Source organism: Rouxiella sp. S1S-2, assembly GCF_009208105.1.
In the GTDB taxonomy this organism is placed as follows: domain Bacteria; phylum Pseudomonadota; class Gammaproteobacteria; order Enterobacterales; family Enterobacteriaceae; genus Rouxiella.
On record NZ_WFKL01000001.1, the window covers coordinates 3,984,719 to 4,011,552 of the forward strand.

General features: G+C 52.7%; 23 protein-coding genes. 6 read left to right on the forward strand and 17 right to left on the reverse strand.

Annotation, left to right across the window (positions count from 1 at the left end; translation table 11 throughout):
- Positions 1 to 133: 133 nt before the first annotated feature.
- Entirely contained in the window at positions 134 to 1,015 is an 882-nt protein-coding gene (locus GA565_RS18225; protein ID WP_152199888.1) for a LysR family transcriptional regulator, read from the forward strand.
- Between the two features lie 11 nt (positions 1,016 to 1,026).
- Positions 1,027 to 1,881, forward strand: coding sequence for an S-formylglutathione hydrolase (gene fghA / locus GA565_RS18230; RefSeq protein WP_152199889.1), 855 nt, complete (start codon positions 1,027 to 1,029; stop codon positions 1,879 to 1,881).
- A gap of 73 nt (positions 1,882 to 1,954) precedes the next feature.
- Here fghA and gsiD read toward each other — a convergent pair whose 3' ends face one another.
- The 6 genes from gsiD to GA565_RS18260 form a co-directional block, all read right to left on the reverse strand.
- Positions 1,955 to 2,875 (reverse strand): glutathione ABC transporter permease GsiD, encoded by a 921-nt coding sequence (gene gsiD / locus GA565_RS18235; protein ID WP_152199891.1) that lies wholly within the window; start codon positions 2,873 to 2,875, stop codon positions 1,955 to 1,957.
- 8 nt (positions 2,876 to 2,883) lie between these two features.
- On the reverse strand, positions 2,884 to 3,804 hold the full coding sequence (gene gsiC, locus GA565_RS18240) for a glutathione ABC transporter permease GsiC (RefSeq protein WP_152199893.1): 921 nt from the start codon (positions 3,802 to 3,804) through the stop codon (positions 2,884 to 2,886).
- 82 nt (positions 3,805 to 3,886) lie between these two features.
- Positions 3,887 to 5,413 carry a glutathione ABC transporter substrate-binding protein GsiB gene (gene gsiB, locus GA565_RS18245; protein ID WP_370518107.1) on the reverse strand — a complete coding sequence of 509 codons (1,527 nt, stop codon included), beginning with the start codon at positions 5,411 to 5,413 and terminating at the stop codon, positions 3,887 to 3,889.
- A 60-nt stretch (positions 5,414 to 5,473) separates the two neighbouring features.
- Positions 5,474 to 7,387 (reverse strand): dipeptide ABC transporter ATP-binding protein, encoded by a 1,914-nt coding sequence (locus tag GA565_RS18250; protein WP_152199897.1) that lies wholly within the window; start codon positions 7,385 to 7,387, stop codon positions 5,474 to 5,476.
- Between the two features lie 67 nt (positions 7,388 to 7,454).
- Positions 7,455 to 8,420, reverse strand: coding sequence for an isoaspartyl peptidase/L-asparaginase family protein (locus tag GA565_RS18255; protein ID WP_193311999.1), 966 nt, complete (start codon positions 8,418 to 8,420; stop codon positions 7,455 to 7,457).
- A gap of 271 nt (positions 8,421 to 8,691) precedes the next feature.
- Positions 8,692 to 8,922: a DeoR family transcriptional regulator gene (locus GA565_RS18260; protein ID WP_055777774.1), complete on the reverse strand. Its 231-nt coding sequence runs from the start codon at positions 8,920 to 8,922 to the stop codon at positions 8,692 to 8,694.
- A gap of 327 nt (positions 8,923 to 9,249) precedes the next feature.
- Between GA565_RS18260 and moeA the strand changes: the two genes are divergently transcribed.
- A complete protein-coding gene (gene moeA, locus GA565_RS18265) occupies positions 9,250 to 10,494 on the forward strand; it encodes a molybdopterin molybdotransferase MoeA (RefSeq protein ID WP_152201606.1) in 1,245 nt (414 codons plus the stop codon).
- A gap of 4 nt (positions 10,495 to 10,498) precedes the next feature.
- A complete protein-coding gene (gene moeB / locus GA565_RS18270; RefSeq protein WP_152199901.1) occupies positions 10,499 to 11,263 on the forward strand; it encodes a molybdopterin-synthase adenylyltransferase MoeB in 765 nt (254 codons plus the stop codon).
- Positions 11,264 to 11,352: 89 nt separating this feature from the next.
- Here moeB and GA565_RS18275 read toward each other — a convergent pair whose 3' ends face one another.
- The 5 genes from GA565_RS18275 to GA565_RS18295 all read right to left on the reverse strand — a co-directional run bounded on the left by GA565_RS18275 (position 11,353) and on the right by GA565_RS18295 (position 16,240).
- Positions 11,353 to 12,948, reverse strand: a complete 1,596-nt coding sequence (locus tag GA565_RS18275; RefSeq protein ID WP_072156455.1) for an ABC-F family ATPase — start codon at positions 12,946 to 12,948, stop codon at positions 11,353 to 11,355.
- 135 nt (positions 12,949 to 13,083) lie between these two features.
- Positions 13,084 to 13,944 (reverse strand): glycosyl transferase, encoded by an 861-nt coding sequence (locus GA565_RS18280; RefSeq protein WP_152199903.1) that lies wholly within the window; start codon positions 13,942 to 13,944, stop codon positions 13,084 to 13,086.
- Positions 13,945 to 14,144: 200 nt separating this feature from the next.
- Positions 14,145 to 15,017 carry a nucleoside-specific channel-forming protein Tsx gene (locus GA565_RS18285; protein ID WP_055777758.1) on the reverse strand — a complete coding sequence of 291 codons (873 nt, stop codon included), beginning with the start codon at positions 15,015 to 15,017 and terminating at the stop codon, positions 14,145 to 14,147.
- A gap of 284 nt (positions 15,018 to 15,301) precedes the next feature.
- The gene (locus tag GA565_RS18290; protein ID WP_152199904.1) at positions 15,302 to 15,757 is read right to left on the reverse strand and encodes a DMT family transporter; all 456 of its coding nucleotides are present in this window, start codon (positions 15,755 to 15,757) and stop codon (positions 15,302 to 15,304) included.
- A gap of 48 nt (positions 15,758 to 15,805) precedes the next feature.
- A complete protein-coding gene (locus tag GA565_RS18295) occupies positions 15,806 to 16,240 on the reverse strand; it encodes a DMT family transporter (protein WP_152199906.1) in 435 nt (144 codons plus the stop codon).
- A 140-nt stretch (positions 16,241 to 16,380) separates the two neighbouring features.
- Here GA565_RS18295 and GA565_RS18300 point away from each other — a divergent pair, with 140 nt between their 5' ends.
- Positions 16,381 to 17,313, forward strand: coding sequence for a LysR family transcriptional regulator (locus tag GA565_RS18300; RefSeq protein WP_152199908.1), 933 nt, complete (start codon positions 16,381 to 16,383; stop codon positions 17,311 to 17,313).
- Between the two features lie 193 nt (positions 17,314 to 17,506).
- Here the strand turns inward: GA565_RS18300 and betA are convergent, their stop codons facing one another.
- The 4 genes from betA to GA565_RS18320 form a co-directional block, all read right to left on the reverse strand.
- Positions 17,507 to 19,186, reverse strand: coding sequence for a choline dehydrogenase (betA, locus tag GA565_RS18305; RefSeq protein WP_084981978.1), 1,680 nt, complete (start codon positions 19,184 to 19,186; stop codon positions 17,507 to 17,509).
- Between the two features lie 25 nt (positions 19,187 to 19,211).
- Positions 19,212 to 20,684 carry a betaine-aldehyde dehydrogenase gene (gene betB / locus GA565_RS18310; protein ID WP_152199909.1) on the reverse strand — a complete coding sequence of 491 codons (1,473 nt, stop codon included), beginning with the start codon at positions 20,682 to 20,684 and terminating at the stop codon, positions 19,212 to 19,214.
- Positions 20,685 to 20,727: 43 nt separating this feature from the next.
- The gene (gene betI / locus GA565_RS18315) at positions 20,728 to 21,321 is read right to left on the reverse strand and encodes a transcriptional regulator BetI (protein WP_152199911.1); all 594 of its coding nucleotides are present in this window, start codon (positions 21,319 to 21,321) and stop codon (positions 20,728 to 20,730) included.
- Positions 21,322 to 21,540: 219 nt separating this feature from the next.
- Positions 21,541 to 21,735, reverse strand: a complete 195-nt coding sequence (locus GA565_RS18320) for a hypothetical protein (protein ID WP_152199913.1) — start codon at positions 21,733 to 21,735, stop codon at positions 21,541 to 21,543.
- On the opposite strand from GA565_RS18320, the gene GA565_RS18325 reads away from it, so the two are divergent.
- Positions 21,729 to 23,765, forward strand: a complete 2,037-nt coding sequence (locus tag GA565_RS18325; RefSeq protein ID WP_152199915.1) for a choline transporter — start codon at positions 21,729 to 21,731, stop codon at positions 23,763 to 23,765. The genes GA565_RS18320 and GA565_RS18325 overlap by 7 nt on opposite strands.
- A gap of 106 nt (positions 23,766 to 23,871) precedes the next feature.
- On the opposite strand, the gene GA565_RS18330 is transcribed toward GA565_RS18325, so the two are convergent.
- Complete coding sequence (locus GA565_RS18330; RefSeq protein ID WP_152199917.1) at positions 23,872 to 24,963, reverse strand: endonuclease/exonuclease/phosphatase family protein; 1,092 nt, start codon at positions 24,961 to 24,963, stop codon at positions 23,872 to 23,874.
- A gap of 9 nt (positions 24,964 to 24,972) precedes the next feature.
- Positions 24,973 to 26,643 carry a kdo(2)-lipid A phosphoethanolamine 7''-transferase gene (gene eptB, locus GA565_RS18335; RefSeq protein WP_152199918.1) on the reverse strand — a complete coding sequence of 557 codons (1,671 nt, stop codon included), beginning with the start codon at positions 26,641 to 26,643 and terminating at the stop codon, positions 24,973 to 24,975.
- Positions 26,644 to 26,834 lie beyond the last annotated feature (191 nt).

The following is a 26,834-nucleotide window of genomic DNA, read 5'->3' on the forward strand; positions in this document are numbered from 1 at the left end:
TCCCGATTCTCTATAAAACAGGATAACCCTGCGCCACGGCTTTGAATAAAAGCTTTAAAACATCATGGCGCAAAGATAGAATCACGAATAGTGAATAATACAAACAAACTTCATTACGATAAGAGAACAGCCAATGGATCTCACCCAGCTTAGAATGTTTTGCTGCGTGGCCGAAACCGGTTCGGTCGCACGTGCCGCTCAACAGCTTCACCGCGTTCCCTCTAATCTCACCACCCGACTGCGCCAGCTTGAAGTGGAGCTGGGCACCGATCTGTTTATCCGTGAAAAACAGCGTTTACGCTTATCGGCGCTGGGGCATAATTTTCTCGGCTATGCCCAGCGCATTCTGGCGTTGAGTGATGAAGCACTGGCGCTGAGCCACACCGGTGAACCGGCAGGACAATTTTCCCTTGGCGCAATGGAAAGCTCGGCCGCAACCCGCCTTCCCGGCCTGCTCGCGGCTTATCATCAGCGCTATCCACAGGTTGCCCTATCATTAACTACCGCGACCTCCGGTGAAACTATCGCCAGCGTACGTGCTGGAAGGTTGGCTGCGGGCATGGCAGACGGCCCGATAGATTTTGATGACCTGACTGGCTGCGTGGCGTTTCACGAAAGAATGGTGATTATCTCTCCGCTGGGTGAAGCGCCGTTGATTACCCTGCCGGGAAGGCCGGGTCATACAGTGTTTGCGTTTCGTCCCAGCTGCTCTTATCGTCAACGTTTAGAGAATTGGATGAAGCACGCGGGTTTGCAGGCCAATAACACCATGGAAATTCAGTCCTATCATTCCATGATGGCCTGCGTCGCCAGTGGAGCGGGTATTGCGATGCTACCGCGCAGCCTGCTGGCCCAGCTACCCGGCGCAGAACGTATACAGGTTAATGAAATAGAAGACGAATTTGCCGATACGACGACCTGGCTTTTCTGGCGTCGTGATGCTTTCGGTCCCAACGTGCGGGCATTAAAAGAGCTTATTTTGGCGCAAAACAGCCCACCGACTTTAATAAATTAAAGGAGCAACAGATGAGCACTTCGATAGAACTTCTGGAAGAACATCGGATGTTCGGCGGCTGGCAACAGCGCTACCGTCACTTCTCCAGCAGTTTGCAAAGCAGCACCACGTTCAGTATTTATTTGCCCCCGCCGCGTGATGATAATCCGCCGCCGGTGGTTTATTGGCTATCGGGACTGACCTGTAACGATGAAAACTTCACCACCAAAGCGGGGGCGCAGCGCATTGCTGCCGAGTTAGGGTTGGTCTTGGTGATACCGGATACCAGCCCTCGCGGTGAAGGCGTTGCCAACGATGAAGGCTATGATTTAGGTCAGGGTGCCAGTTTCTATCTTAATGCCACGCAGGCTCCGTGGGCCTCGCACTATCGCATGTACGATTACATCATCGACGAACTGCCTCTGCTGGTGCAGGAGCATTTCAACATTAGCCATCGTCAGTCGATTATGGGCCACTCGATGGGCGGCCACGGCGCGTTAATGATTGCGCTACGCAATCCGCAGCATTTCAGCTCCGCCTCGGCCTTTGCGCCGATCGTCAATCCTTGCCAGGTTCCCTGGGGGCGTAAAGCGTTCGCTGCCTATTTGGGTGATGATGAAAGCCAATGGTTGCAGTACGACAGCTGCCACCTGCTCAACGCGTTACCCGCGGGTCAGGCGACCTTCCCGATTCTGGTCGATCAGGGCGACAGCGATCAGTTCCTGGCCGATCAGCTTCAACCGGCCAAGCTCGCAGAACTTGCCCGCCAGCGCGGTTGGCCGCTCCAACTGCGCGTTCAACCCGGCTATGATCACAGCTATTTCACTATCGCGAGTTTTATTGAAGATCACTTGAGATTCCATGCTGAGCAACTGCATTCGAATTAACGGTGGATGATCTTTTGCCGCTTACACCGCTGATCTTTTCCAGCGGTGTAAGCGGCTGTGTGAGTAAAAAAAACTAACTTTTCAGTTTAGGATCCAGTGCATCCCGCAGACCATCGCCCAAAAGATTAAACGCCAGCACGGTTAAAAATATTGCCAGACTCGGGAAGATTGCCACGTGCGGTGCCATCACCATGTCGGCGCGCGCTTCGTTGAGCATTGCACCCCATTCAGGCGTTGGCGGCTGGGCGCCCATGCCTAAAAATGACAGGCTCGCGGCGGTGATAATCGACGTGCCAATACGCATGGTGAAATACACCACGATTGACGACAGTGTGCCGGGCAAGATATGCCGAAAAATAATCGTCCTGTCCGACGCGCCGATGCTGCGTGCCGATTCGATATAGGTCAGATGTTTCAGCACCAATGTGTTGGCACGCACCAGGCGGGCAAAGGCAGGAATGCTGAAAATTGCCACTGCAACGATGACGTTAGTCATGCCATTGCCCATCACTGCCACCACGGCAATGGCCAGCAATATTCCCGGAAAAGCAAACAGCACATCGCAGATTCGCATGGTGATTCGGTCCCACCAGCCTTCATAATAACCGGCCATCAGCCCAAGCACCGTGCCAATCGCGGCACCGAGAATGACCGATAACACCCCCGCCGCCAATGAGATCCTTGCGCCCATCAGTATACGGCTGAAGATATCGCGCCCGAGTGAATCAACGCCGAGCCAGTGCACCAGTGAAGATCCTTCGTTTAAACGGTCATAATCAAAGTAGTTCTCCGGATCGAAAGGTACTAACCAGGGTGCTAACGTCGCAGCCACAATCAGCAGAATAACAAACACGCCGGCGGCCAGCGCCACGTGCTGCTTGCGAAAACGTCGCCAAAAGGCGCGCAGGGGCGTGCGAACCGGCGTGCGGGTTACGCTTTCCTGAGTTATCAACGGCATGGATGCCAGCGCGGCCTTGCGTCGCCAGTTTTTCATGCGCTTACTCACTTGTATCGAATGGAAGGATTGATGACCGCATAAAGCATGTCCACCAACAGATTGATTAAGATAAACTCCAGCGAAAACAGCAGCACCTCGGCCTGAATCACCGGATAATCGCGCATCTCTACAGAATCTATCAATAGGCGGCCAAGACCCGGCCAGTTAAAGACTTTTTCGACGACAATCGATCCCCCAAGCAGGAACCCGAATTGCAGGCCCATCATGGTCACGACCGGGATCATGGCATTGCGCAGGCCGTGCTTAACCACCACCACGAACTCAGGAACCCCTTTCGCCCGTGCGGTGCGCATGTAGTCTTCCTGCATCACTTCAACAAACGAGGCGCGCGTAAAGCGGGCCATAATAGAGGCCACCGCCGCACCCAGCGTTAGCGAAGGCAAAATATAGTTGCGCCAGCCGTCAGCACCAATTGTCGGCAACCAGCCCAGGTTAACCGAGAACACCTGCATCAACAGCATACCCAGCGCAAACGCCGGAAACGATATCCCCGACACCGCCAACGCCATACCCAGGCGGTCCGGCCAGCGATTGCGCCAGACAGCAGAAACCACGCCAATAACCAGACCAAAAATCACCGACCACAGCATGCTGGCCAACGTTAAATACAGTGTGGGCACAAAGCGCGAGCTGATTTCATCAATGACCGGACGTTTCGACACCATAGAATGACCAAAATCGCCCTGCAACGCGCGCCCGAAGAAGCTTAAAAATTGCTTCCACAGCGGCTTGTCCAACCCTAAATCCTGACGTACAAGTTCCACCACGCTCTGGTCGGCATCCTGTCCGGCCAACATGCGCGCAGGGTCGCCCGGCAGTAGGTGAACAAACAGAAACACCAGCACTGCGACAATGAGCAGCGTCGGGATCAATCCCAGCAGGCGCTTGAGAAAATAGTTCAGCATAATAATTTACGTGTATTCATTAAAACTCTCATTCCTCTCTTGCCCCACGGTTAACCCGTGGGGCAACGGCGTTTTACAACGACTATTTCACGTCAGCATTATCAAAGTTGAATGAGGTATCCGGCATCACGTAAAAACCGGTCAGGCGTTTGTTGTTGGCAGACAGCAGACGTTCGGTCGCCAAAAATGCCCACGGTGCATCGGCCCAAATGTGGTCCTGCGCATCTTTATAGAGCTTGGCCTTGGCCGTTTTATCTGTGGTGTTCAGTGCATCGCTCAGGTCCTTATCAACCTGTGGATTGCTGTAAAATGCCGTATTGAACTGCTTTGGCGGTGCAGATTGGGTGGCAAACAGCGGCGTTAATGCCCAGTCCGCTTCGCCGGTGGATGCCGACCAGCCGGTGTAGAACATGCGCAGACCTGACTCTTTTTGGCCAACGTTCTCAACCTGAGCCGCGCGCTGCGCCGCATCAAAGGCGGTCACCGTAACTTTAATACCCACCTGCGCCAGCTGCTGTTGAGCAAACTGCAGCACTTTTTGCGCGGTGCTGGAGTTGTGTGAAGACCACAGCGTCGTGGTGAATCCGTTGGGATAACCCGCCTCTTTCAGCAGTTCGCGCGCTTTTGCCGGGTCATAAGGCCACGGTTTGTACTTCACGGAATACTCAATGCTCGACGGCAAAGGCCCTTCTGCAGGGACAGCATAGCCGGCGAAGGCCACTTTAATCAGCGCCTGCTTGTTAATGGCATAGTTGATTGCCTGACGCACCTTGATGTTATCAAACGGCTTTTGCGTAACGTTAAAACTGATATAACGTTGCAAGATTGACGGCGATGAGACCAGGCTCAGCTTGCTGTTTTTCTCGAGCAACGACGCCTGCTCGTAAGGCACGGGATAGGCTAAATCTGCTTCGCCGGTTTGCAGCATCGCTGCGCGGGTGTTGTTATCCACTACCGGACGCCAGGTGATGGTATCCAGCTTAGGCTCACCCTTTTTCCAGTAACCGTCAAACTTCTTCACTTTCACGAAATCAGTCTGGTTCCACTGATCCAACGTGTAAGGACCCGTCCCGACCGGATGGAAGCCAATATCTTTGCCATATTTCGTCAAGGCGGCAGGAGAGATCATCACCGCAGAAGGATGCGCCAGGTTATTGATAAACGCCGAGAAAGGCGCTTTCAGGGAGATTTTAACCGTATTGGCATCAACTGCTTCGGTTTTGGCAATCATCTTGAACAGGTTGTAGCGCTTGAGATGGCTGTCAGGGTTGCTGGCACGGTCGAGGTTCACCTTTACCGCCGCCGCATTAAAGTCGGTGCCGTCCTGGAATTTAACGCCCGGATGCAGCTTGATGGTGTAAGTCAGCCCATCCTGGCTCACCGTGTAGCTATCAGCCAAGACATTAACCAGCTTCATGTCTTTGTCAAAGCCGAACAAGCCTTGATAGAAAGATTTAGCCACCGCCTGAGAAAGCGTGTCGTTGGCGTCATACGGGTCAAGCGAGGTGAAGTTTGAACCCACTGCAATCACGACATCTTTTGCTGCCCAGGCCGAGCCTGAAGCCATTGCGCTGACCATCAAACTCGCCAACACGGCCTTGCGCATCATTTTCTGCTTCATATTGATTCCTTATCCGTAGATCCTGAAAATAATAGTACCCAGTCAATCTCAATAAACGCCGGCAATGGTGTGACGGGCAACGTAGTGCCCCTCTGAAACTCTTACCAGCGGTGCAATAACAGGCTCATTTCCGAGGGGCCGTATGGGGCTCGGAATTTCATCGACCAACAGCGGTTGCTCAACACGGCGGTGCTGTGGATTAGCAACCGGCACGGCGGCCATCAGCTTGCGCGTGTAGGCATGCTGAGGATTTTCAAAAATCGCCGCACGTGGTCCAATCTCGACAATTTGCCCAAGATACATCACCGCGACGCGATGACTAATACGCTCAACCACCGCCATGTCGTGAGAAATAAACAGGAAGGCGATGCCGAACTCTTTTTGTAAATCCATCAGTAAATTGACGATTTGCGCCTGAATAGACACATCCAACGCCGAAACAGATTCGTCGGCGATCACCACTTTAGGATTCAGCGCCAGCGCGCGGGCAATGCAAATGCGCTGCCGCTGCCCGCCGGAAAACTCGTGCGGATAACGTTCTGCGTGCTCGGGCAACAGGCCCACTTTTTCGAGCAGCCATGAAACTCGGGCCTTGGCCTGCTGGCGGGTGCCTATTTTGTGCACCAGCAGCGGCTCCATAATCGAATATCCCACCGTCAGGCGCGGGTCGAGTGAGGCGTAGGGATCCTGAAATATAAACTGAATATCACGGCGAAGATGCTGCAGTGACGCGCCTGAAAGCTGGCCTGCGTGTTGGCCGTCAAACACTGTTTTTCCATTAAATATCACTGACCCACTTTGGCTTTCGACCAAGCGTAGCAAAGAGCGCCCGGTGGTGGATTTACCACAGCCCGACTCCCCCACCAGCGCCAATGTTTCACCGGGATAGAGGTCAAAGCTGACCTTTTCTACCGCATGCACGTTTCGCGTTATCCGATTTAACAATCCGCTGCGCAGAGGAAAACGAGTCACCAAATCGCGCACCTGGAGAATAGGCGCGGCATCAGGAATTAAGGTGGATTGAATCAGTGAGTCGGCAGTCTCTGGCAAAGCGCCGTCTGTGGGGTTTAATAAGGGGAAACGCGCAGGCAGTTCTGTGCCTTTCATCGCACCCAGTTTGGGTACGGCGGCGAGCAGTGCGCGGGTATAAGGGTGCTGCGGGGCAATAAACACCGTGCTCACGTCCCCCATTTCAACGCTTTCACCGCGATACATCACCAGCACTTTGTCGGCAATTTCGGCCACTACGCCCATATCATGGGTGATGAAAATCACCGCCATCTGCAACTCTTTTTGCAGTACGCGGATCAGTTGCAGAATTTGCGCCTGAATGGTGACATCCAGCGCGGTAGTGGGTTCATCAGCAATCAGCAGCGCGGGTTTACAAGAGAGCGCCATGGCTATCATCACTCTCTGACGCATGCCGCCCGAGAGCTGATGAGGATAACTGTCGAGAATATTTTTTGCTTCAGGAATACGCACCAGCTCAAGCATGCGCAGCGCTTCGGCGCGGGCAGAGGCCCTGTCTTTACCCTGATGCAGCCGAATTGACTCGGCAATTTGCTCACCGACCGGAAACACCGGATTAAGCGAGGTCATCGGCTCCTGAAAAATCATCGCCATGTCCGCCCCTCGCAATTTACGCATCTCGGACTGACCGGCAGCGGTTAAATCAATCACCTGCTTATTACGCCGCCTGAAGCTAATTTTACCCTGAAGCAGCTGGCCGCCGCCCTGCTCAACCAGCCGCATCAGCGCGAGTGAAGTTACCGACTTTCCTGAGCCAGACTCCCCAACGATAGCCAGCGTCTCACCGCGATTCACCTCGAAGCTGAGGTCACGAACGGCATCAATCGCCTGTCCTTCATGCTCAAAACGCACGCTGAGTCCGCGCACTGACAGCACCTGTTCCTCCGGCAAAGAGAGCACTGACGTTGGCGGTGGAGAAATTTTCTGACTCACCCAAACTCCTTGAAAGTTAACGGCTCCCTGACTACAAACCAGCCTTTAGGGATTGACAGTCGATGACTTACTTATAAATAGCTACCGTTGGCGACTGACCCACTCGGCCAAATCCGCGATACATGCCTTCGCTGTTGAACGGCAGGCAAACGTTGCCTAAGCGGTCAATGGCAATCATTCCGCCTGAGCCTGCAAGTGCGACCAGTTTTTCCATTACTACTTTATGGGTGGCCTGCTGCAGCGTCATTCCGGCGTACTCGATTAAGGCAGCGACGTCATACGCCGCGACGGTGCGCATAAAAACTTCCCCCGTGCCGGTGCTTGAAACTGCGACAGTCTGGTTGCTGGCATAGCATCCGGCGCCAATAATCGGCGTGTCGCCGACGCGCCCGGCCTGCTTATTGGTCATGCCCCCAGTAGAGGTTGCCGCCGCCAGATTACCCATAGAATCCAGAGCAACCGCACCTACCGTGCCAAATTTGCGATCTGCGTCTAAAGGATCGTCCGAAACGCTGGCCTGAAGCGATGCTGCATCGTGATCGAGCATTACGCCCTGACTGGCTTTGGCGCGCGTAAGTTGGTCATAGCGTTCTTGGGTAAAAAAGTAGTCGGCCGCGACCATCTCTTGTCCGTGCTCACGAGCAAACGATTCCGCACCGGCGCCGGTAAACATCACGTGCGGGCTTTGTTCCATCACCTTTCTGGCGGTAAGAATGGGATTACGGATGTGGCTTACGCAGCTTACTGCGCCGGCGTCCAGGGTACGGCCGTCCATAATGCAGGCGTCCAACTCATGCGTACCCTGATGGGTCATCACAGCGCCGGTACCCGCATTAAATAATGGGCACTCCTCCAACAGGCGCACAGCTTCGGTTACCGCATCTAGCGCACTGCCGCCCGCAGCCAAAATAGCCTGACCGCTGCTCACAATCTGTTCCAGCGCCTGGAGATAAAGGCGTTCTTTTTCCGCGCTCATTGCCGCACGGGTAATCGCCCCGGCACCGCCGTGAATGGCGATAACTGCGAGAGGCAAAGTTGAAACGGGGTTTTCGCCAGATGCAGCACTGATGATTGAACTCATTTTTTCGCTCTTGATGCCTTAAAGGCAGTCTAAATAATAGTCGAGGAATTTGACTATATTTAGCCGGTCAGCGTATGTAAAGCTGAAATTTAAATCCAACAAAATGACGCTAATTGCTTAGAATATTTATAGAAAATAATGAGAAGGATCGAATAAGGCGGAGAGAAAGTATAAAAAAGGAAAACCAGTTCACCCTGGTTTTCCTTCTCGATATTAGGGGGGTTCAGCTATGAGAGACGCGCTGCAAGCTATTAATCCAACCGTATGATGGCGGTGAATCTACGCGACGAGCCCTACCATGGCGGCGCTGAATCAGTCCTTTGTCTTGCATTTCGTTAAGGTCTCGGCGAATTGTTTCTAAACTCACGTCTAACCAAAGCGCTAACTCATTAACCTGAACTACCTCATGCTGATCCACCAATTTCAGTATTGCCTGATGGCGGTTTTTTTTCATCACGATGCAACTCCAGACGCAGAAGACAATTTAACGTGATATTCATCACAAAAACGCCGTAATCATACGCCCATATAACAAATATTTTTGCGATCAATCTCATTATTTTGAAAAAATTTAGCTTTTGTTAACCCCAAAATTGTCGACTTTCTTGATAGAGGTCTTTTTTCTGCCATCGCGTCCCCTTCGCTCGTGCGCTATTGATGGGTGTTCTCTTGGGGGGAGCTGGCTTTATCTGGCATAATGAGCAGAATTTTTCGACACAGTGATTCGCTGACTTTGCGGGCAGTCCTGCTCTTCGTCAGCGGGTTATAAAAGGGTTTTATGATGGAAAATACGTTCACCTCGGGCCTTATTTCGCTGCAGGAAGCGCGGGATAAAATGCTTTCACAGACTGCGCCGCTCACTCAGGACGAAACTGAATGGCTGCCTTTAACGGAGTCTGCAGGCCGCATCACCGCCAGCCCAGTACGTTCACCCGTTTTTGTGCCCCCTTTCGATAACTCTGCGATGGACGGATACGCCATTCGCAGCACAGAGTTCAGCTCCGAGACCGTTTTCACTGTTGCCGGAAAAGCCTTTGCAGGCGCACCTTTTAGCGGGGAATGGCCCGCTGGCAGCTGTATTCGCATCATGACCGGTGCACCGGTTCCGACGGGTGCTGATGCGGTTGTCATGCAGGAAGAGGCTGAAAAAATAGGAGACGGCGTTCGATTTACGGCTCATGTCGAAGCAGGACAAAACATTCGTTTAATCGGCGATGATATTCGTCAGGGGCAAGACGTTCTGGCGGCAGGCATTCGCCTCGGCGTGGCGCATTTACCGCTGCTAGCTTCGCTGGGTGTAGAGAAAGTCGAAGTCAACCGCCGCCTGAAGGTGGCCGTTTTCTCAACCGGTGACGAGCTGCAACCGGTCGGCATTCCTCTACAGGACGGCCAAATCTATGATACTAATCGGTTTGCGGTGCATCTGATGCTTCATCAAATGGGCTGTGAAGTATTGGATTTAGGGATTATCCGGGATGACCCCGCGGCACTTCGTCGGGCATTTCAACAGGCCGATGATTTTGCCGATTTAGTTATTAGCAGCGGTGGCGTGTCGGTTGGAGAAGCGGATTACACCAAAACGATGCTCGACGAACTGGGCAAGATTGGTTTTTGGAAACTGGCTATTAAGCCGGGTAAACCTTTTGCCTTTGGTAAGTTGAAAAACGCCTGGTTCTGCGGCCTGCCCGGCAATCCGGTGTCGGCAGTACTGACTTTTTATCAGCTGGTTCAGCCACTTATTGCTGCACTCTCGGCGCAAACTGACTGGAGCCTGCCGCCGCGTTTGCGCGCCAAAGCGGCTACCTCGTTTAAAAAAACCCCTGGCCGCCTCGATTTTCAGCGCGCGGTGTTTACCCACAATGCGCAGGGTGAACTCGAAGCCCGCACCACGGGTCCACAGGGTTCTCACGTTTTCAGCTCGTACAGTCTGGCAAACTGCTTTGTAGTGCTGGAGCGCGACCGCGATGATGTCGCAGTGGGTGAATGGGTTGACGTTGAACCTTTTAATGCACTGCTAAAAGGATAAGTCGATGACGTTGCCAGAGCTAAGCGATGCCGAGACCCTGCGCTACAATCGTCAGATAGTGCTGCGCGGCTTTGACTTCGACGGACAGGAAAAGCTGAAAGCCAGCCGTGCGCTGATTGTTGGCCTCGGTGGGCTGGGCTGTGCTGCGGCGCAGTATCTTGCCGCCGCCGGAGTAGGGTCGCTGACTTTGCTGGATTTTGACACCGTCTCGCTTTCTAATCTGCAACGTCAAACTCTGCACACCGACGCCCGTATCGGCATGAAAAAAGTCGCCTCGGCGGCCGTTGCGCTCGCGGGGATCAACCCTCATCTCATTGTGCAACAAATAGACCATCAGCTTGAAGACGACGCCCTGCTGCCGTTGATTGCTCAATGCGACGTGGTGCTCGACTGTACAGACAATGTCGACACTCGCAACCAGTTAAATAAACTCTGTTTTCAGCTCAAGAAAGCGCTGGTTTCTGGTGCGGCTATCCGCATGGAGGGACAAATCAGCGTCTTTACCTATAAGCACGATGAGCCGTGCTATCGCTGCCTGAGCCGTTTATTTGGTGAAGATGCGCTGACCTGCGTTGAAGCTGGGGTCATGGCACCGCTGGTAGGCACCGTAGGGAGTCTGCAGGCGATGGAAGCCATTAAGCTGCTCACCGGCTATGGTGAAGTCAAAACCGGTAGGCTATTAATGTTTGACGCTATGACGCTGCAGTTTAGAGAAATGAAGCTGTTAAAAAATCCGCACTGCGACGTTTGTGGGCACCCCGCTGAATAGGCTGCCGATGCGAGCGTAAAAAGTAGAAAGGCCCGTCAGAGACAGGCCTTTCTTATTACCACAAACTTATGTAACAACCCACGCGTAAATTAGCTATTGATGCCTTGGCTGCGCAGGTAATCTTCGTAGTTGCCGGTAAAGTCAGTGATTTTATTTGGCGTAATTTCAATGATACGGCTCGCCAATGAACTCACGAATTCACGGTCGTGGGAAACGAAAATCAGGGTGCCTTCGAACATTTCCAGCGCCATGTTCAGCGATTCAATAGATTCCATGTCCAGGTGGTTGGTAGGTTCATCCATCACCAGAATATTCGGTTTCTGCATCATCAGCTTACCGAACAGCATACGGCCTTTTTCACCACCGGAAAGCACTTTCACTTTCTTGTTGATGTCGTCTTGGCCAAACAGTAAACGGCCCAGAATGCCGCGCACGGCCTGCTCGTCGTCTGATTCAGCTTTCCACTGGCTCATCCAGTCGAACACGTTCAGGGAGTCGTCGAATTCGTATTCGTGGTCCTGTGCGTAGTAACCAATTTTGCAGTTTTCAGACCACTTAACGGTACCGGCGTCTGGCAAGGTGTCGCCGACCAGCGTTTTCAGCATCGTCGTTTTACCCACGCCGTTAGCGCCCAGAATCGCGACTTTCTCTCCGACTTCAAGCATCAGACTGAAGCCCTTGAACAGCGGACCGTTGTCATAACCTTTGGTGATTTTTTCAACTTCCAGGGCGTTACGGAACAGTTTCTTGTCCTGCTCGAAGCGCATGTACGGGTTCTGGCGGCTTGACGCTTTGACTTCATCCAACTGGATTTTGTCAATTTTCTTGGCACGCGAGGTCGCCTGCTTGGATTTGGAGGCGTTGGCGCTGAAGCGGCTCACGAAAGATTGCAGCTCGGCAATCTGCGCCTTTTTCTTGGCGTTGTTAGCATTGAGAAGGTCACGAGCCTGCGTCGCCGCCGTCATGTATTCGTCGTAGTTGCCCGGGTAAACGCGCAGTTCGCCGTAGTCCAGGTCGGCCATGTGCGTACAGACCATGTTCAGGAAGTGACGGTCATGCGAGATAATAATCATGGTGCTGTTACGTTCGTTCAACACCTGCTCGAGCCAGCGAATGGTATCGATGTCGAGGTTGTTGGTTGGTTCGTCGAGCAGCAGAATTTCTGGATCCGAGAACAGCGCCTGCGCCAACAGTACGCGCAGTTTAAAGCCCGGTGCGATTTCGCTCATCGGGCCATAGTGCTGTTCAACCGGAATGCCAACGCCCAGAAGAAGTTCACCGGCGCGAGACTCGGCGCTGTAGCCATCCATCTCACCGTAGGCGACTTCGAGGTCAGCCACTTTATAGCCGTCTTCTTCGCTCATGTCTGGCATCGCGTAGATGCTGTCGCGCTCTTCTTTTACTGCCCACAGTTCGGCGTGGCCCATGATTACGGTATCAAGGACGCTGTATTTCTCGAAGGCGAACTGGTCTTGGCGCAGCTTACCCAAACGCTCGTTAGGGTCGAGCACAACGTTACCGCCCGATGGCACCAAATCGCCACCGAGAATTTTCATAAAGGTAGATTTTCCGCAGCCGTTTGCGCCGATCAAACCATAACGGTTACCGCCACCAAACTTGACGTTAATATTTTCAAATAGCGGCTTGCTGCCGAATTGCATGGTGATGTTATAAGTACTTAGCACAGCGCTCGCTCTTAGGTTAAATAGTGTAGAGTGTGATTTGGCGCGCATTATGCCATAAACCGGAAAAGAGATCGTGCGAAGTTTTGGTGAATTATTGCGCTACCCCGCGAGATAGCGCAGAAGAACGGGTCTTTTTTAGTTCACCAGGCTGCCTAAGAGGCGCTTGAGAAGGGATTTTTTCTTTTTACCACGACTGACGTCCTGCGACTGTTTGTAAAATTCGCCAAAGGCCGCTGGATTACGATAACTCTCTAATGAATAGCCCGCGGCGATCGCCTCATGGTAATACTGCTCAAAAAGCACACGCAGCTCGTCACGCGGATGGGCCTCAATTTTGCCGTCAAACCAGTGGCACTTTTGCTCGGCCTCAAGGCGCGGCAGTGAAAACTGGTGCGAAAATTGGGTGCCCATCTTGGAATAATGCAGCGCCTTGAGCTGCTCCAGCGGAATATCATCGCCGTCTATATTGCTGTATTCCGCGCCTAATGGCTGAACTTTTTGCGGATTCTCTTCAAAAAAATTCTGCAATTTTTTATGCCCCAACGGGTCACGTCGCAGTTGCTGGATGTCGGGCAACACCTCTTTGGCAGCGGCACAGTCCCATACCAGCTCACCAAGGCGCAGTTCGCGTCCTGAACCCGACGCCAGCATCAGCCGACCTGGTGCAATGTCGTGGTCCCACATTTCGGCAACGTCGCTCATAAACATGATGTCTGCGTCCACGTATAGCGCGCGGCCACTGAAGTGACAAAAGGCCGGGATCCCCCAACGGAAGGCTGAAAATGGCGTCGCCCAACGATCGGTGGTCCAACCGGCACCCTTGCCGTCGGAATACCAGAAACTGTCTGGATCGCGAGAAAGCCTCATCCACTCTATCTCGATCGGTATCGAGGCGTGCTTGCGCAGACTGTATTCGAGCACCATCATTTGTTCGAGGTCACAGTCGTTGGGATCGCATCCAACGAAAATACGCGCAGGGGTTAAAGAAGCCGGCATATAAATAATCCTTTTTATCATTGACCAAGCGTCACTTACACAACATTAACCAAAACTTCAAATTGTGCCAGTGAGTGGCGGCTTTTTTTCAAATTTGCCCCAAACTAATCCAAAACAATTAAACGAAATCTAAACAAATAAAAAACCGCCGCACAAAATGAATTAGGCGGCGGTTTACTCTGCTTTAGCAGAACGCGTTCTTAGAAACTGTAACCAATCACGGCGTAATAACCCCAACCGGTTGATTTAACATTAAAGTTGCCTTTGCCGAAGTTCAACTCAGTGCCATCTTCCCACTGTCCGCCGTTGTGGAAGTAACGGGCAACCAGCGAGTAGTGCCAGTGTGAGTAGTTCAAGGCAAGAATATGGCTGGACGCAATGGAGTGATTGCTGCGCGCCGTGTTGCCATTGTCTGCCAAGTCAGAACCCCAGTCAAAGTTGGTGAAACCGATGTAGCTGACTTTTCCGCCCCAAACGTCGCCCAGTGGCAAGAAGTACTTCACTTTGAAACGGTAGCCGTCCCACTGGTTTTCGTTGGCCGCCCCATAGTTCTGCCACTGATATTTTGCATACACGTTCAATGACAGGTTAAGCGGGGTGTAAGTGTTGACGTCGGTACCCAGACCCATGTACCAGGTATTCTGGCGGTTGGCATTATTCGGGCCCATATCGTAGATATAGTTGTTAGCGAAGTACCACTCTTTGAACGGGCCAAAGCTCAGATCAGTGCCGGTCAGTTTATCAATCGAGAAGCGCGGTTCGATCTCCATGAACAGCGGAGAACCAACCTTCTTATCCCAGATACCGTTGTCGTTACCGTTACCCACGCCGAAGAATTTTGGCACGTCAACGTAACCATAAAAGTCGAACCAGTCTTTGTGCGCGAAGGCTTCGTATTCGAGATACAGATCGTTATTTAGCTGAGGTCCGAAACGGGTGTGATAGCTGCCTACCACGTTAACGCTCTGGTGCCACCAGTCGGAGACGTATTGATCCTTGGTGTCGTCCGCAAGCGTTTGCGCACTGTAGGAAGAAACGAGAAGTGCACCTGCCAGTAAAATTTTAGTTTTCATGAGTTACCAGAAGCAAAAAGGAAAGCAACTCCCTGCTATTAAGGAGACGATTGGGTGTATCAAAACGACAATGAACCACTGTTGCAAATGCTGCTGCATTCCGAAAAAGGTTTGCGTCCAACGAGACGTCGCATCGGAAAATTCTGCAACCAAACAATTTGTGCTACTTAATTATCGATTTGGTCAACATTTGTCAATTTCAGTTTCATTCTGATACACGTTTTATGTGATCACAATCACATAAGATTCATCTTCCTGTGCTTCTGCTTTCCTATTACCCCTGATTAGGCCTTGGCGGGCTGGTTACTGCGGTAAATCAATATCAGAGCGATAACCAGGCAAACGATCGCCGCAACACGATGCCAGGAAAACGCGATCGCCGGATTGTCGAGCCAGCCAAAATTATCAATCAGCATCCCCATTGCCAACTGCCCGAGGATCACTGCGACGGTAGCAACGGCCGTACCAATTCTCGGCACCGCCGTGACCATAATAATGATGTAGGGCACACCCAGCAGTGCACCCATCAGTTGCCATTTCGGCACGGTAAGCAGGGTGGCAGTATGCGGTGTTTGTATAAACAGAATCAGTAATCCGGTAATGAGCGCGCCCAAGCTAAAGGTCAGGAAGGCACTTTTCATCACGCCAACCTGTGCGCCCAGCTTGCCGTTGATGGCTGCCTGAATGCTTAATGCCGCACCGGCGATAATCGCCAATAAAATCATAATGAGTTCAGTCATCGTATCTCTCGTGTTGGTATTTGGTCGTGAAGATAAAGTGGAAACCCTTTACTGCCAGGCGATCAGCCCCAGTGCGGCGATAATGAACAGCAGAGCCAGCAAACGCTCACGCCCTACCGGCTTTGGATCTGTGCCAAACCAACCGTAGTGGTCAATCAGCAAACTTTTCGCCACCTGCCCCGATAGAATGCCAATCATGGTCATACCGATGCCAATGACCGGCGTGGTCAATGTCAGCACAATCACGTATACCGGTCCTAAAATCCCTCCCAGTAGCGTCCAGGGCGGCTGAGAAGTATAAGCAGGCGCACCGCGCGGGCTGAAAAATAGCACCAGCAGCAGGGTCAACGCCGCGCCAACGCCAAATATACTCATGGTTGCCCACAGTTGGCCGACTTCAGTGCCCAGTGGACCAATCAGCCCTGCCTCAATCGACAGTCCCATTCCCCCGAGAACCACCAATACAATCAATAAAATATTCATCTCACGTATTTCCCCTGACTCGACAATGCGTTGGCCTTTTAATTAATGCCGCACGCAGTAAAACAGGGGGCGACTATACAGTGGCGCGACATTGCGAAAAACACGATAATAGGGAAAATACTTTTGCGGGACACGCACAGATGGACGCTTTTAATCAGCTCAGCATTAAATCACTGCGCCTGCTGGTGGCCGTGCTCGAGTACGGCAGCTTTTCAGAGGTCGCACGACGCGAGGCCATGTCGCCCTCGACCGTGTCGCGCACTATTCAGCAAATGGAACAGGTGCTGCAAACGCAGCTGTTGTATCGCAATACGCGCGCCGTTGTACCCACCCAAGCGGGCGAAATGCTCGGCGTTCACGCCCGCCGGATTATGGAGCAGCTTGAGGAAGCGGCTGAGGGATTGCAGGAGAAAGAGTCGGATCCACGTGGGCGAATTCGTATTAATGCCCCAGTAGTCTTCGCCGAACGCCATATTGCGCCCTGGCTGTTTGAGTTAGGTGAACGCTATCCACGCCTGCAGATTGAATTGATGCAGACCGACGATTTTATCGATCCCTTGCAGGACGCCACCGATTTGCTGATCCGCATCGGTGTGATGACCGATTCCACACTGCAAGCGCGCACGCTGGCGCAGCAGCGTTTTCGACTGGTGGTCAGCCCAAGCTATGTAAAACGGTATGGAATGCCGTCATCACCGCAGGATTTGTCGCAGCACAGCTGCCTGGTGTTTAAAGGGTTCGCAGGCTCCCAGCGCTGGTTTTTTAGAAAGGACAGTGACGTTTGGCAGCCTTACAGCTTTCAGGGGAAACTTACCGGTAACAATGCGCAAACCCTCACGCAGGCGGCCATCAGCGGCATGGGCTTTGCGCTGTTCCCCACCTGGCTTATCGGAGAGGCGCTGCATGAGGGGCAACTGGTGGAGGCACTGACCGATTATCAGGTCTCCACCTCGCTGGAGCCGCAAACTATTTCCGCGCTTTATCCCAACAGCCGCCGCCTGTCGAACAAGGTGCGAGCAGTGATCGACTTCCTGTTGGAGAAGTACGGCCAGCCTGCCTATTGGGATCGCTAAACGCCTAATCGCGGCGCGAAAGCTTGGCTGTTGAAATGCTTTCCCACACCGCGACAACGATGACATACAGCTGATTGCGCTCTGCCACATAAAAAAAGAGATAACCCGAAGATTATCTCTTTTCATCATGCCTCAACTCCGTGGGTCGGTAAATCTGCGCTTATCGGCTTTATTGAGCCACAGGTTTAGGGTGTCACTTTTTAGCAGGCTCAGTGCGCACTGGCGCGCCGTTTGCCTGATAATACTGAGTGGTGCTTCTTGGTAACGGCTGACGACCGCGAATGACGTCGGCAATTTTCTCGGCAATCATGATAGTGGTCGCATTCAGATTGCCAGTGATGATTTGCGGCATAATCGACGCATCCACAACCCGTAATCCCTGCATGCCGTGCACGCGCCCCTGCCCGTCAACCACGGCCATTTCATCGCTGCCCATTTTACAGGTACACGAAGGGTGGAAGGCGGTCTCGGCGTGCTGGCGTACAAACTCGTCCAGCTCCTCATCGGTCTGCACCTCGATACCTGGGCTGATTTCACGCCCGCGATACGGGTCGAGCGCCGGCTGGTTCATGATTTCACGGGTGATGCGAATCGCATCGCGGAACTCGTGCCAGTCCTGCTCGCTAGACATATAGTTGAACAAAATACTCGGATGCTGGCGTGGATCTTTCGACTTCACCTGCACACGCCCGCGGCTTGGCGAACGCATTGAGCCGACGTGCGCCTGGAATCCGTGCTCTTTCACGCCATTGCTGCCGTTGTAATTAATGGCAACCGGCAGGAAGTGATACTGAATATTCGGCCAGGTAAACTCTTCACGGCTGCGGATAAAGCCGCCCGCTTCAAACTGATTGCTCGCGCCCACGCCGGTGCCATTAAACAGCCATTCGGCGCCAATTTTCGGCTGATTGAACCACTGCAGTGCCGGATACAGAGAAACAGGCTGGGTGCAGCTGTACTGCAAATACATTTCCAGATGATCTTGTAAATTCTCACCGACGCCTGGCAGGTCGTGCACCACCGGGATATCGAGCGAATTGAGCAGCGCTGCCGGACCTACGCCCGAGCGCTGAAGGATTTGTGGCGAGGCAATGGCACCGCCGCACAGCAGCACTTCACGTTTGGCACGCACTTCAATCGGCTTAACGTCGTCGCCTTTGAGATAGCTGACGCCGGTAGCTTTCTTGCCGTCAAACAGAATACGGTCGGTGGTAGCGTGGGTCACAATGGTCAGGTTGGCACGCGGCTTGGCCTGATCAAGATATCCGCGCGCGGTGCTCGCACGACGGCCTTTCGGCGTAACGGTGCGGTCCATCGGACCAAAACCTTCCTGCTGATAACCGTTTAAATCGTCAGTACGCGGATAACCGGCCTGCACGCCCGCTTCAATCATCGCGTGGAACAGCGGATTGTTACCGGCTTTCGGCGTAGTCACGCTAACCGGGCCCTCTTCGCCGTGGAAATCATTGGCGCCAATATCGCGCGTTTCCGCTTTACGGAAATAAGGCAGGCAGTCAAGATAGCTCCAGTTTTCCAGACCGGGTGCAGTAGCCCAGTTGTCGAAGTCCATCGCATTACCACGGATGTAACACATGCCGTTGATAAGCGACGAACCGCCAAGGCCTTTACCTCGACCACACTCCATGCGGCGGTTGTTCATATGCGGTTCTGGGTCAGTTTCATAGGCCCAGTTATAGCGACGCCCCTGCAAAGGGAATGCCAGCGCGGCAGGCATTTGCGTGCGGAAATCGGCACGATAGTCAGGGCCGCCCGCTTCAAGCAGCAGCACTTTTACGCTGCTGTCTTCAGTCAGTCGGGTCGCTAATACGTTGCCAGCAGAACCGGCACCGATGATGATGTAATCGTAATCCATATCAATCTCCTCTTGCAGTCGGCGGTTAAAAGACCGAACTAAATTCGCCCAGCTCAACCTGCACGGATTTGATTTGTGTGTAATGTTCAAGGGTGCTGACGCCGTTTTCACGACCCACGCCCGAATGCTTGTAGCCGCCAACCGGCATTTCAGCCGCCGATTCGCCCCAGGTATTGATCCAGCAAATACCCGCTTCAAGCTGATGAATAACGCGGTGCGCAGTGTTCAGATCACGCGTGACCAACCCGGCGGCTAGGCCGTAATTAGTGTCATTAGCGCGACGAATCACTTCTTCTTCGCTTTCATAGCCGAGAATGCTCATTACTGGCCCAAAGATCTCTTCGCGGACAATTTCCATCTGATCCGTGCAATCGGTGAACACCGTCGGTGCCACAAATGCGCCTTTGGCGTATTCACCGTGGATAACACGTTCGCCGCCAATTAACAGGCGCGCGCCTTCACGTTTGCCGCTCTCGATAAAGCGCAGCACGTTTTCCATATGGGCGAAACTGACCAGTGGGCCAAAGTTAACGGCTTCGTCGGTCGGCTGACCGAGTTTGATACGCTTAACGCGCTCAACAATTTTGGCTTCAAATGCCGCCTGCTGTGCTTTAGGCACAAACACGCGCGTGCCGTTGGTGCAGACCTGACCAGAGCTGTAGAAATTGGCCATCATCGCAATATCCGCCGCTTTGTCTAAATCGGCATCTGGGAAGACGATCAGCGGCGACTTGCCGCCAAGCTCCATCGTGACCTCTTTCAAGGTTGACGCCGAAGCGCTGGCCATTACTTTCTTGCCGGTGACTACGCCGCCAGTAAACGATATTTTCGCAATGCCGGGATGCTCAGTGAGGTATTGACCAATCTCGGCCCCCTTGCCGGTCAGCACGCTGAAGACGCCGTCGGGTACGCCCGCTTCGCTGTAGATTTCGGCCAGTTTAAGCGCGGTCAGCGAGGTAACTTCACTTGGCTTAAAGATCATCGCATTGCCCGCCGCCAAGGCCGGGGCCGACTTCCAAAGAGCAATCTGAATCGGATAGTTCCACGCACCGATACCGGCAACAACGCCCAGCGGCTCGCGGCGAGTATAGACGAACGAACTGTCGCGCAGCGGGATCTGCTGGCCTTCAATCGCCGGAATTAATCCTGCGTAATACTCAAGCACGTCGGCGCCGGTCACGATATCAACCGCAGTGGTTTCAGACAGCGGCTTACCGGTGTCCAGTGTTTCAAGCTGCGCCAGTTCATCATTGCGCTCGCGCAAAATATCGACGGCCTTACGCAGGATACGTGAACGTTGCATGGCGGTCATCGCGGCCCACAGTTTCTGTCCTTTGTGCGCAGCTTCAACCGCACGGTCGAGATCTTCTCGGGTTGCACAAGCAACCTCGGCAAGCGTTTCGCCGTTGGCCGGATTGATGGCCGGAAAAGTTTCACCGCCGGTGCTGTCCTGATAGCGACCGTCGATATAAAGTTTTTGCATGCCAAAGCGGGACATATATTCTCCTGTTTCAAAGCGGGTAGCGAAGGCCTCACGACCTTTACTGGGTAGCAGACTGTGCCAGTGATTCGATATAGCGATGCGTAATCATTAACGCTTCCTGACGGTCAAACGCTTTATGACTCAGTGCACTGCGTAACCACAGACCGTCAATCAGTCCTGCCAGGCCTTTCGCTGCCAGACGCGCCTCGTGATGAGGTAAAAAACGTCGAAATTCGACGCATAGATTCGAGTAGAGCCTTCTGCTGTTGACCTGTTGCAAACGATACAGTTCAGGGTGATGCATGCTGCTGGCCCAAAACGCCAGCCAGGTTTTCATCGCCGGATCGTTAGTCTGCCCTTCATCAAAGTTTGCCTGGGCAATTGCCCGCAAGCGCGCCGTGGGCGAATCATCATTAAGCGTAGCCAGTCTCAGCTTGACGCTGTCGCCAAGGTGGCTGAGCAAATAGCGCATCGTCGCCTCAAGCAGACCGTTCTTGTCACGAAAATAGTGACTGATAATGCCGTTAGACACGCCCGCTCGACGAGCAATCTGCGCAATAGAGGCTTCCGGCATGCCAACCTCGTTGATGGCGGCCAGCGTCGCCTCGATTAACTGCTGTCGCCGAATCGGCTGCATTCCAACTTTGGGCATGGACTCCACTCCTGAAAAAGGCGTTTTGAAACGGCTGTTTTGACGCCCGTTTCACTGTCAGTTAACGCCGTAACTGCCCCTATTAAACTTTTTTTTGATTGAACGTTCAATAAAAAATGCATATATTTTATTACCACCTGGTTACGGAATTGTGCTCAAAATGCACTAATATCTTTGGCAAGTGGTTGATAAAAAGTAAGTTACCGGCTCTATCGCGGCTTACTGATTTTCAGGTTGATGATTGAGATTTAAAGCCAGTGCACTCAGCGGATCTCCTGTCTGGACATTTTTTTCACTTTTGAAAACGGCGTCCTCGGTGTTCTTGATATGCGCTAAGGCGCGCTGCTTTATCGACTCATCACACACCTTCATTTTTGATTTTTTTACCTTTGATGAACGGGAAAACGATGGCATCTGTTGAACTTTCGGATAAACCTAAAGACTCACTAAACAAGGTGGTGTTTTTTACCTCGGCGGGGCTCATTTTAGCCTTCACGCTGATGACAATTTTCTTCACTGATATCTCGGGAAGGGCGATTAGCGTCGCGCTGGAATGGGTATCGGCGACGTTCGGCTGGTATTACATGCTCGCCGCCACGCTGTACATTGTGTTTGTGGTGTTTATCGCCGCCTCACGCTTTGGCTCAATCAAGCTCGGCCCCGAGCAGTCAAAACCCGAATTCTCGATGATGAGTTGGGCATCCATGCTGTTTGCAGCCGGTATCGGTATCGACCTGATGTTCTTCTCGGTCGCCGAGCCGGTGACGCAATATATGATGCCGCCTGAGGGACAGGGACAAAATATAGAAGCGGCCAGGCAGGCGATGGTCTGGACGCTATTCCACTACGGCCTCACCGGTTGGTCGATGTACGCGCTGATGGGTATTGCGCTGGGCTACTTTAGCTATCGCTACAACCTGCCGCTGACCATTCGCTCAGCGCTGTACCCTATTTTTGGCAAGAAAATCTATGGCCCCATCGGCCACAGCGTGGACATTGCCGCCGTGGTCGGCACGATCTTCGGCATCGCCACGACGCTGGGTATCGGTGTAGTTCAGCTTAACTATGGGCTGAAAGTGCTGTTCCACATTCCTGAAGGTTTAGGGGTGCAGGCGGCGCTTATCCTGCTGTCGGTGGTGATGGCGACGGTTTCGGTGACCTCGGGGGTGAATAAGGGTATTCGTATTCTTTCCGAGCTGAACGTTCTGCTGGCGCTGGGGCTGATTCTGTTCCTGCTGTTCTTTGGTAACACCGAGTTCCTGCTTAATGCGCTGGTGCTGAACATCGGTGACTATGTGAACCGCTTTATGGGCATGACCCTTAACACCTTCGCTTTTGATCGCCCAACGCAGTGGATGAACAGCTGGACTCTGTTCTTCTGGGCCTGGTGGGTTGCCTGGTCGCCGTTTGTCGGCCTGTTCCTGGCGCGTATTTCACGCGGTCGAACCATTCGTCAGTTCGTGCTGGGTACGCTTATTATCCCGTTTGTGTTTACGCTGTTTTGGCTGTCAATTTTTGGTAACAGTGCGCTGTACCAGATTCTGCATGGCAACCTGGATTTCGCGAATGAGGTGATTGCTCACCCTGAGCGCGGTGTTTATAGCCTGCTGGCGCAGTATCCGGGCTTTACGCTCAGCGCCTCGGTGGCAACGATTACAGGTTTGCTGTTTTACGTAACCTCCGCGGACTCCGGCTCGCTGGTGCTGGGTAATTTCACGTCAAAACTGGCCGATATCAACAACGATGCGCCAAACTGGCTGCGTATCTTTTGGTCGATTACCATTGGTGTACTGACTCTTGGCATGCTGATGACCGACGGCGTTTCTGCACTGCAAAACACCACGGTTATCATGGGCCTGCCGTTTAGTTTTGTGATCTTCTTTATCATGGCGGGCCTGTATAAATCACTGCGGCTCGAGGATTATCGCCGCGCCAGCACACAGCAGAACTTCGCCCCGGCGACGCCTTCAACCGGTGATGCGGCACTGAACTGGAAACAGCGTCTGTCGCGGGTAATGAATTTCCCTGGCACCACGCACACGCAGAAAATGCTCGATATTGTCTGTCGCCCTGCGATGCAGGACGTGGCCAATGAGCTGAAACTGCGCGGCGCGAAGGTGGAATTTAGCGAGGCCGAGGCGTTGGAGGATGAAAAACTCAATCATCTGGAGCTGTTGGTGAAACTGGGAGAAGAGCAGAACTTTATCTATCAGATTTGGCCACAGCGCTACGCGGTGCCAGGCTTTACCTACCGCGCGCGCTCAGGGAAATCGCACTACTACCGGCTGGAGACCTTCCTGCTTGAGGGTACGCAGGGGAATGACTTGATGGACTTTACCAAGCATCAGGTGATCAACGATATCCTCGACCAGTACGAGCGACATCTGAACTTCCTGCATATTAATCGGGAAGCGCCGGGAAATACGTTGACGTTTCCCGAGTAACGATTGAGGCCCCTTCCCCGCTTTTTCAGCGGGGAAGAGTTGGGATGGGGGACACGCGACGACGCAGTAAATTACGTATCGCGCCACCTTCTACTCTCTAAAAAATCTAACAGAATTCCGCCTGATGAACATCGCGACTCTTGATCCCCGCGTTGTTCATTTTCTCACGCGCTTCCTCAATATCCCCCTGCTCAATCTCCAGCTTCTCCTGCGTGCTGCCTGCCTGTGGATTTAGCGCCAGCTCAACCATGATTGGGAAATGATCGGACCCCATAGGTTCGAGGCGTTTAAGGTCAACCAAAGTAAACTCTTTGCTGTGAAAAACGTGATCCAGCGGCCAGCGCAGGAACGGGTAGCTAGCATGGAAAGTGTTAAACATCCCACGCCCACGCCTTGGGTCCAACAGGCCGCTGATTTTCATGAATAAACGGGTGGTACGCGACCACGCAACGTCGTTCAGGTCACCGGTCACAATGGTAGGATAAGAGGCACGCGCGGCCGTATGACCCACGGCGATAAGTTCTCCGTCGCGATTGGTCGATTCGTCGTCCTCGGTCGGACTCGGCGGCATCGGGTGCAGGCAGTGCATGACCACCTGTTCGCCGCCGGAAAGCGCGACGCGAAAATGCATCGAAGGAATGCCCTCAGCCACCAGATACTGAACTTTTGCTTCAAACAGCGGCAGGCGTGAGTAAACGTGCATGCCGTATAAATTATCCAGCGGACATTTTAGGCTGTGCGGATACTCGGCATCAAGCGGCGACATCTGCAGCTCCCACCAGCGGTCGGTTTCAAGCAGCACAATAACGTCAGGCTGATTTTTTCCGATGATTTCCAGCAGCTTGCCCGACTTTCGGTTGGTCATCAACACGTTGCAGTTGATGATTTTAATGCGTGAATGTTCGCTGGCAGGCGTCTTCTTGACCTGAATTTTGGCTAAGCCGGTGTAGGGAAAAATCCACCAGCTCTGATAAACCGTGCAGCCCAGCGCGAGCAGCACGATAAACCATGCCAACGGCCCGCCGCCGGGCAGCAGGCACAGTTCAATCAGCAGAAATATCAAGGACAGTACCGCCATTTGCAGGCGGGGGAAATCCCACACCCTCACCCACCAACGCTGGTTACGGGAGAGGGGTAACAAAGTTAACAACGTCATCACTACGGTGAGAATCGCCACCACCAGACGCGCATTATGCATTTTTGCTTCTCATTTTGATGCCGGTGTCTGCACGTGGCACCAATTATGCTGTTCCACAATGCCGCCATTAGGCGAGGTATATCCCATGCAGCCTAATATACTGTCGAACAGTTTCTCATGATAGGCCGGCGTCTTATTCTTCGCCATCAACTGCAATTGATCGAATGCCTGACGATTCTGACTGTTAGCCAGAAACTTGTCGGATGCCCACACCATAATCGGCACACTTCTCTGCTCAATAGGGGCATGGTCACGCGGCGTACCGTGGAAGTGCATATTTTGAGAAATCGATTCGCCGTGATCGGAGGCATAGAACACAATCGCATTTTTATTGCGCATCTGATCAAACACCTGCTCGAGGAAATAATCGGTATACAGCAACGAGTTGTCATAGGCGTTAATCATCTCATCCGTGGAGCAGGAATCGTCTATGCCCATGCATTCAGGCGTATAACGCGCGAAACTGCGCGGATAACGTTCAGAATAAAGATAATGCGAGCCCTTGGTATGCAAGATAATCAAGTGCTTGCCCTTAGGATGATTGGCGATAGAGTCTTTCATCTCGTCTATCAGCAGCATGTCATCAACCGGCTTTCCTGCGTTGCGCTTCTCTGAGCCAATACTTTCGCGAAGAGAATAGTCATCCGCGTTAGTTTTGTTATAGAACCAGGCCTCACTTTGCATTGAATAAAGGTCAGAGCTGAAGCCCTGCTTTTTCAACACCGAGAAAACATTCATCTCTTTCAGCGTGCGCTCTGGATTATCCCTCGCGCCGCCCATGCGCACAAACATGCAGCGCAGTGAAAGCTTAGTCGAGGTATCGCAAGAATAGCCCTGTAGAGCTGCAAGATTTTTCTCTTTATCGAGATTCGGCGTGTTGTCTCGCCCATAGCCATACAGACCCATATGGTCACGGCGGGCGCTTTCACCAATCACGAACACCACGTACAGGTCATTGACGTCTTTCGGCGGCACATAGGTGAAATGTTTGGCGGGGTCGAAAAGATTTTTGGTGTCTTCCGACTGGCTGTAGGAGCTGTAAATAAACAGGCCCAAAGCGGAAAGCCAGTTAGACGGCGAGTAGGTGCCCGCGACTACGCCGCCATAGCTTGCCATCATGCGGTTACTGACGCGGTCATGGGCTTCCTGAGCATCGCCCATTAGCTTGAGCGGCAACCAGCAGGCCAGCCCGCTTACGGCAAGCAGCACCAGTTTAGCCAACAGCTTACGCCAGGTCGTTTCACGCAGCGCCGCGCCCGGCATCCTGCATCCCCAGAGTAAAATCAGCGGTATCAGGCTCCCCAACAGGGTCCACACAATGAAATGTGTGCCGACGGACTCTTTCGAGAGATCCACCGAGTCAAACGCCAACGCCGAGGCCAGAATGCCGTAGCCGATATCTACATTGAATACGATCATGTAGTAGCCGGCGGCGACAGAGGCGACCACCACCAGGCTCAGAAGAAGCCGATAGACTGTTTTACCGGTAAACGACACCAACGTGGTGAGGAAATAGACCAGCGCAAAGGCGGCCAGCATTTCAACCATCAGCGAGAGGGCGTTGTTGTAATGAAGTTGATTGTAGCGGCGGTAAAAAATCGGGATGTTAAGCAGTATTCCCAAATATAAAGCAATAAATAGTGAAATCTTCTGCTGTGACAGTTCTCGTAGTTTATACATCAGTCGGTAAAAGCTCTTTCAAAGGTTCTGATTGCGTATGCTGCGCGCCCGTGCCGGAGCCAACGACTCAAGTGAGTTCATTAAAGTGACTGCCGATAACACTATCAGACATTAAAAGTGCCGAAATCGTTTTAATTTCATTTATTACAGAGGCTTAAATAATGTAACAATATTAACGATATCCTTATATT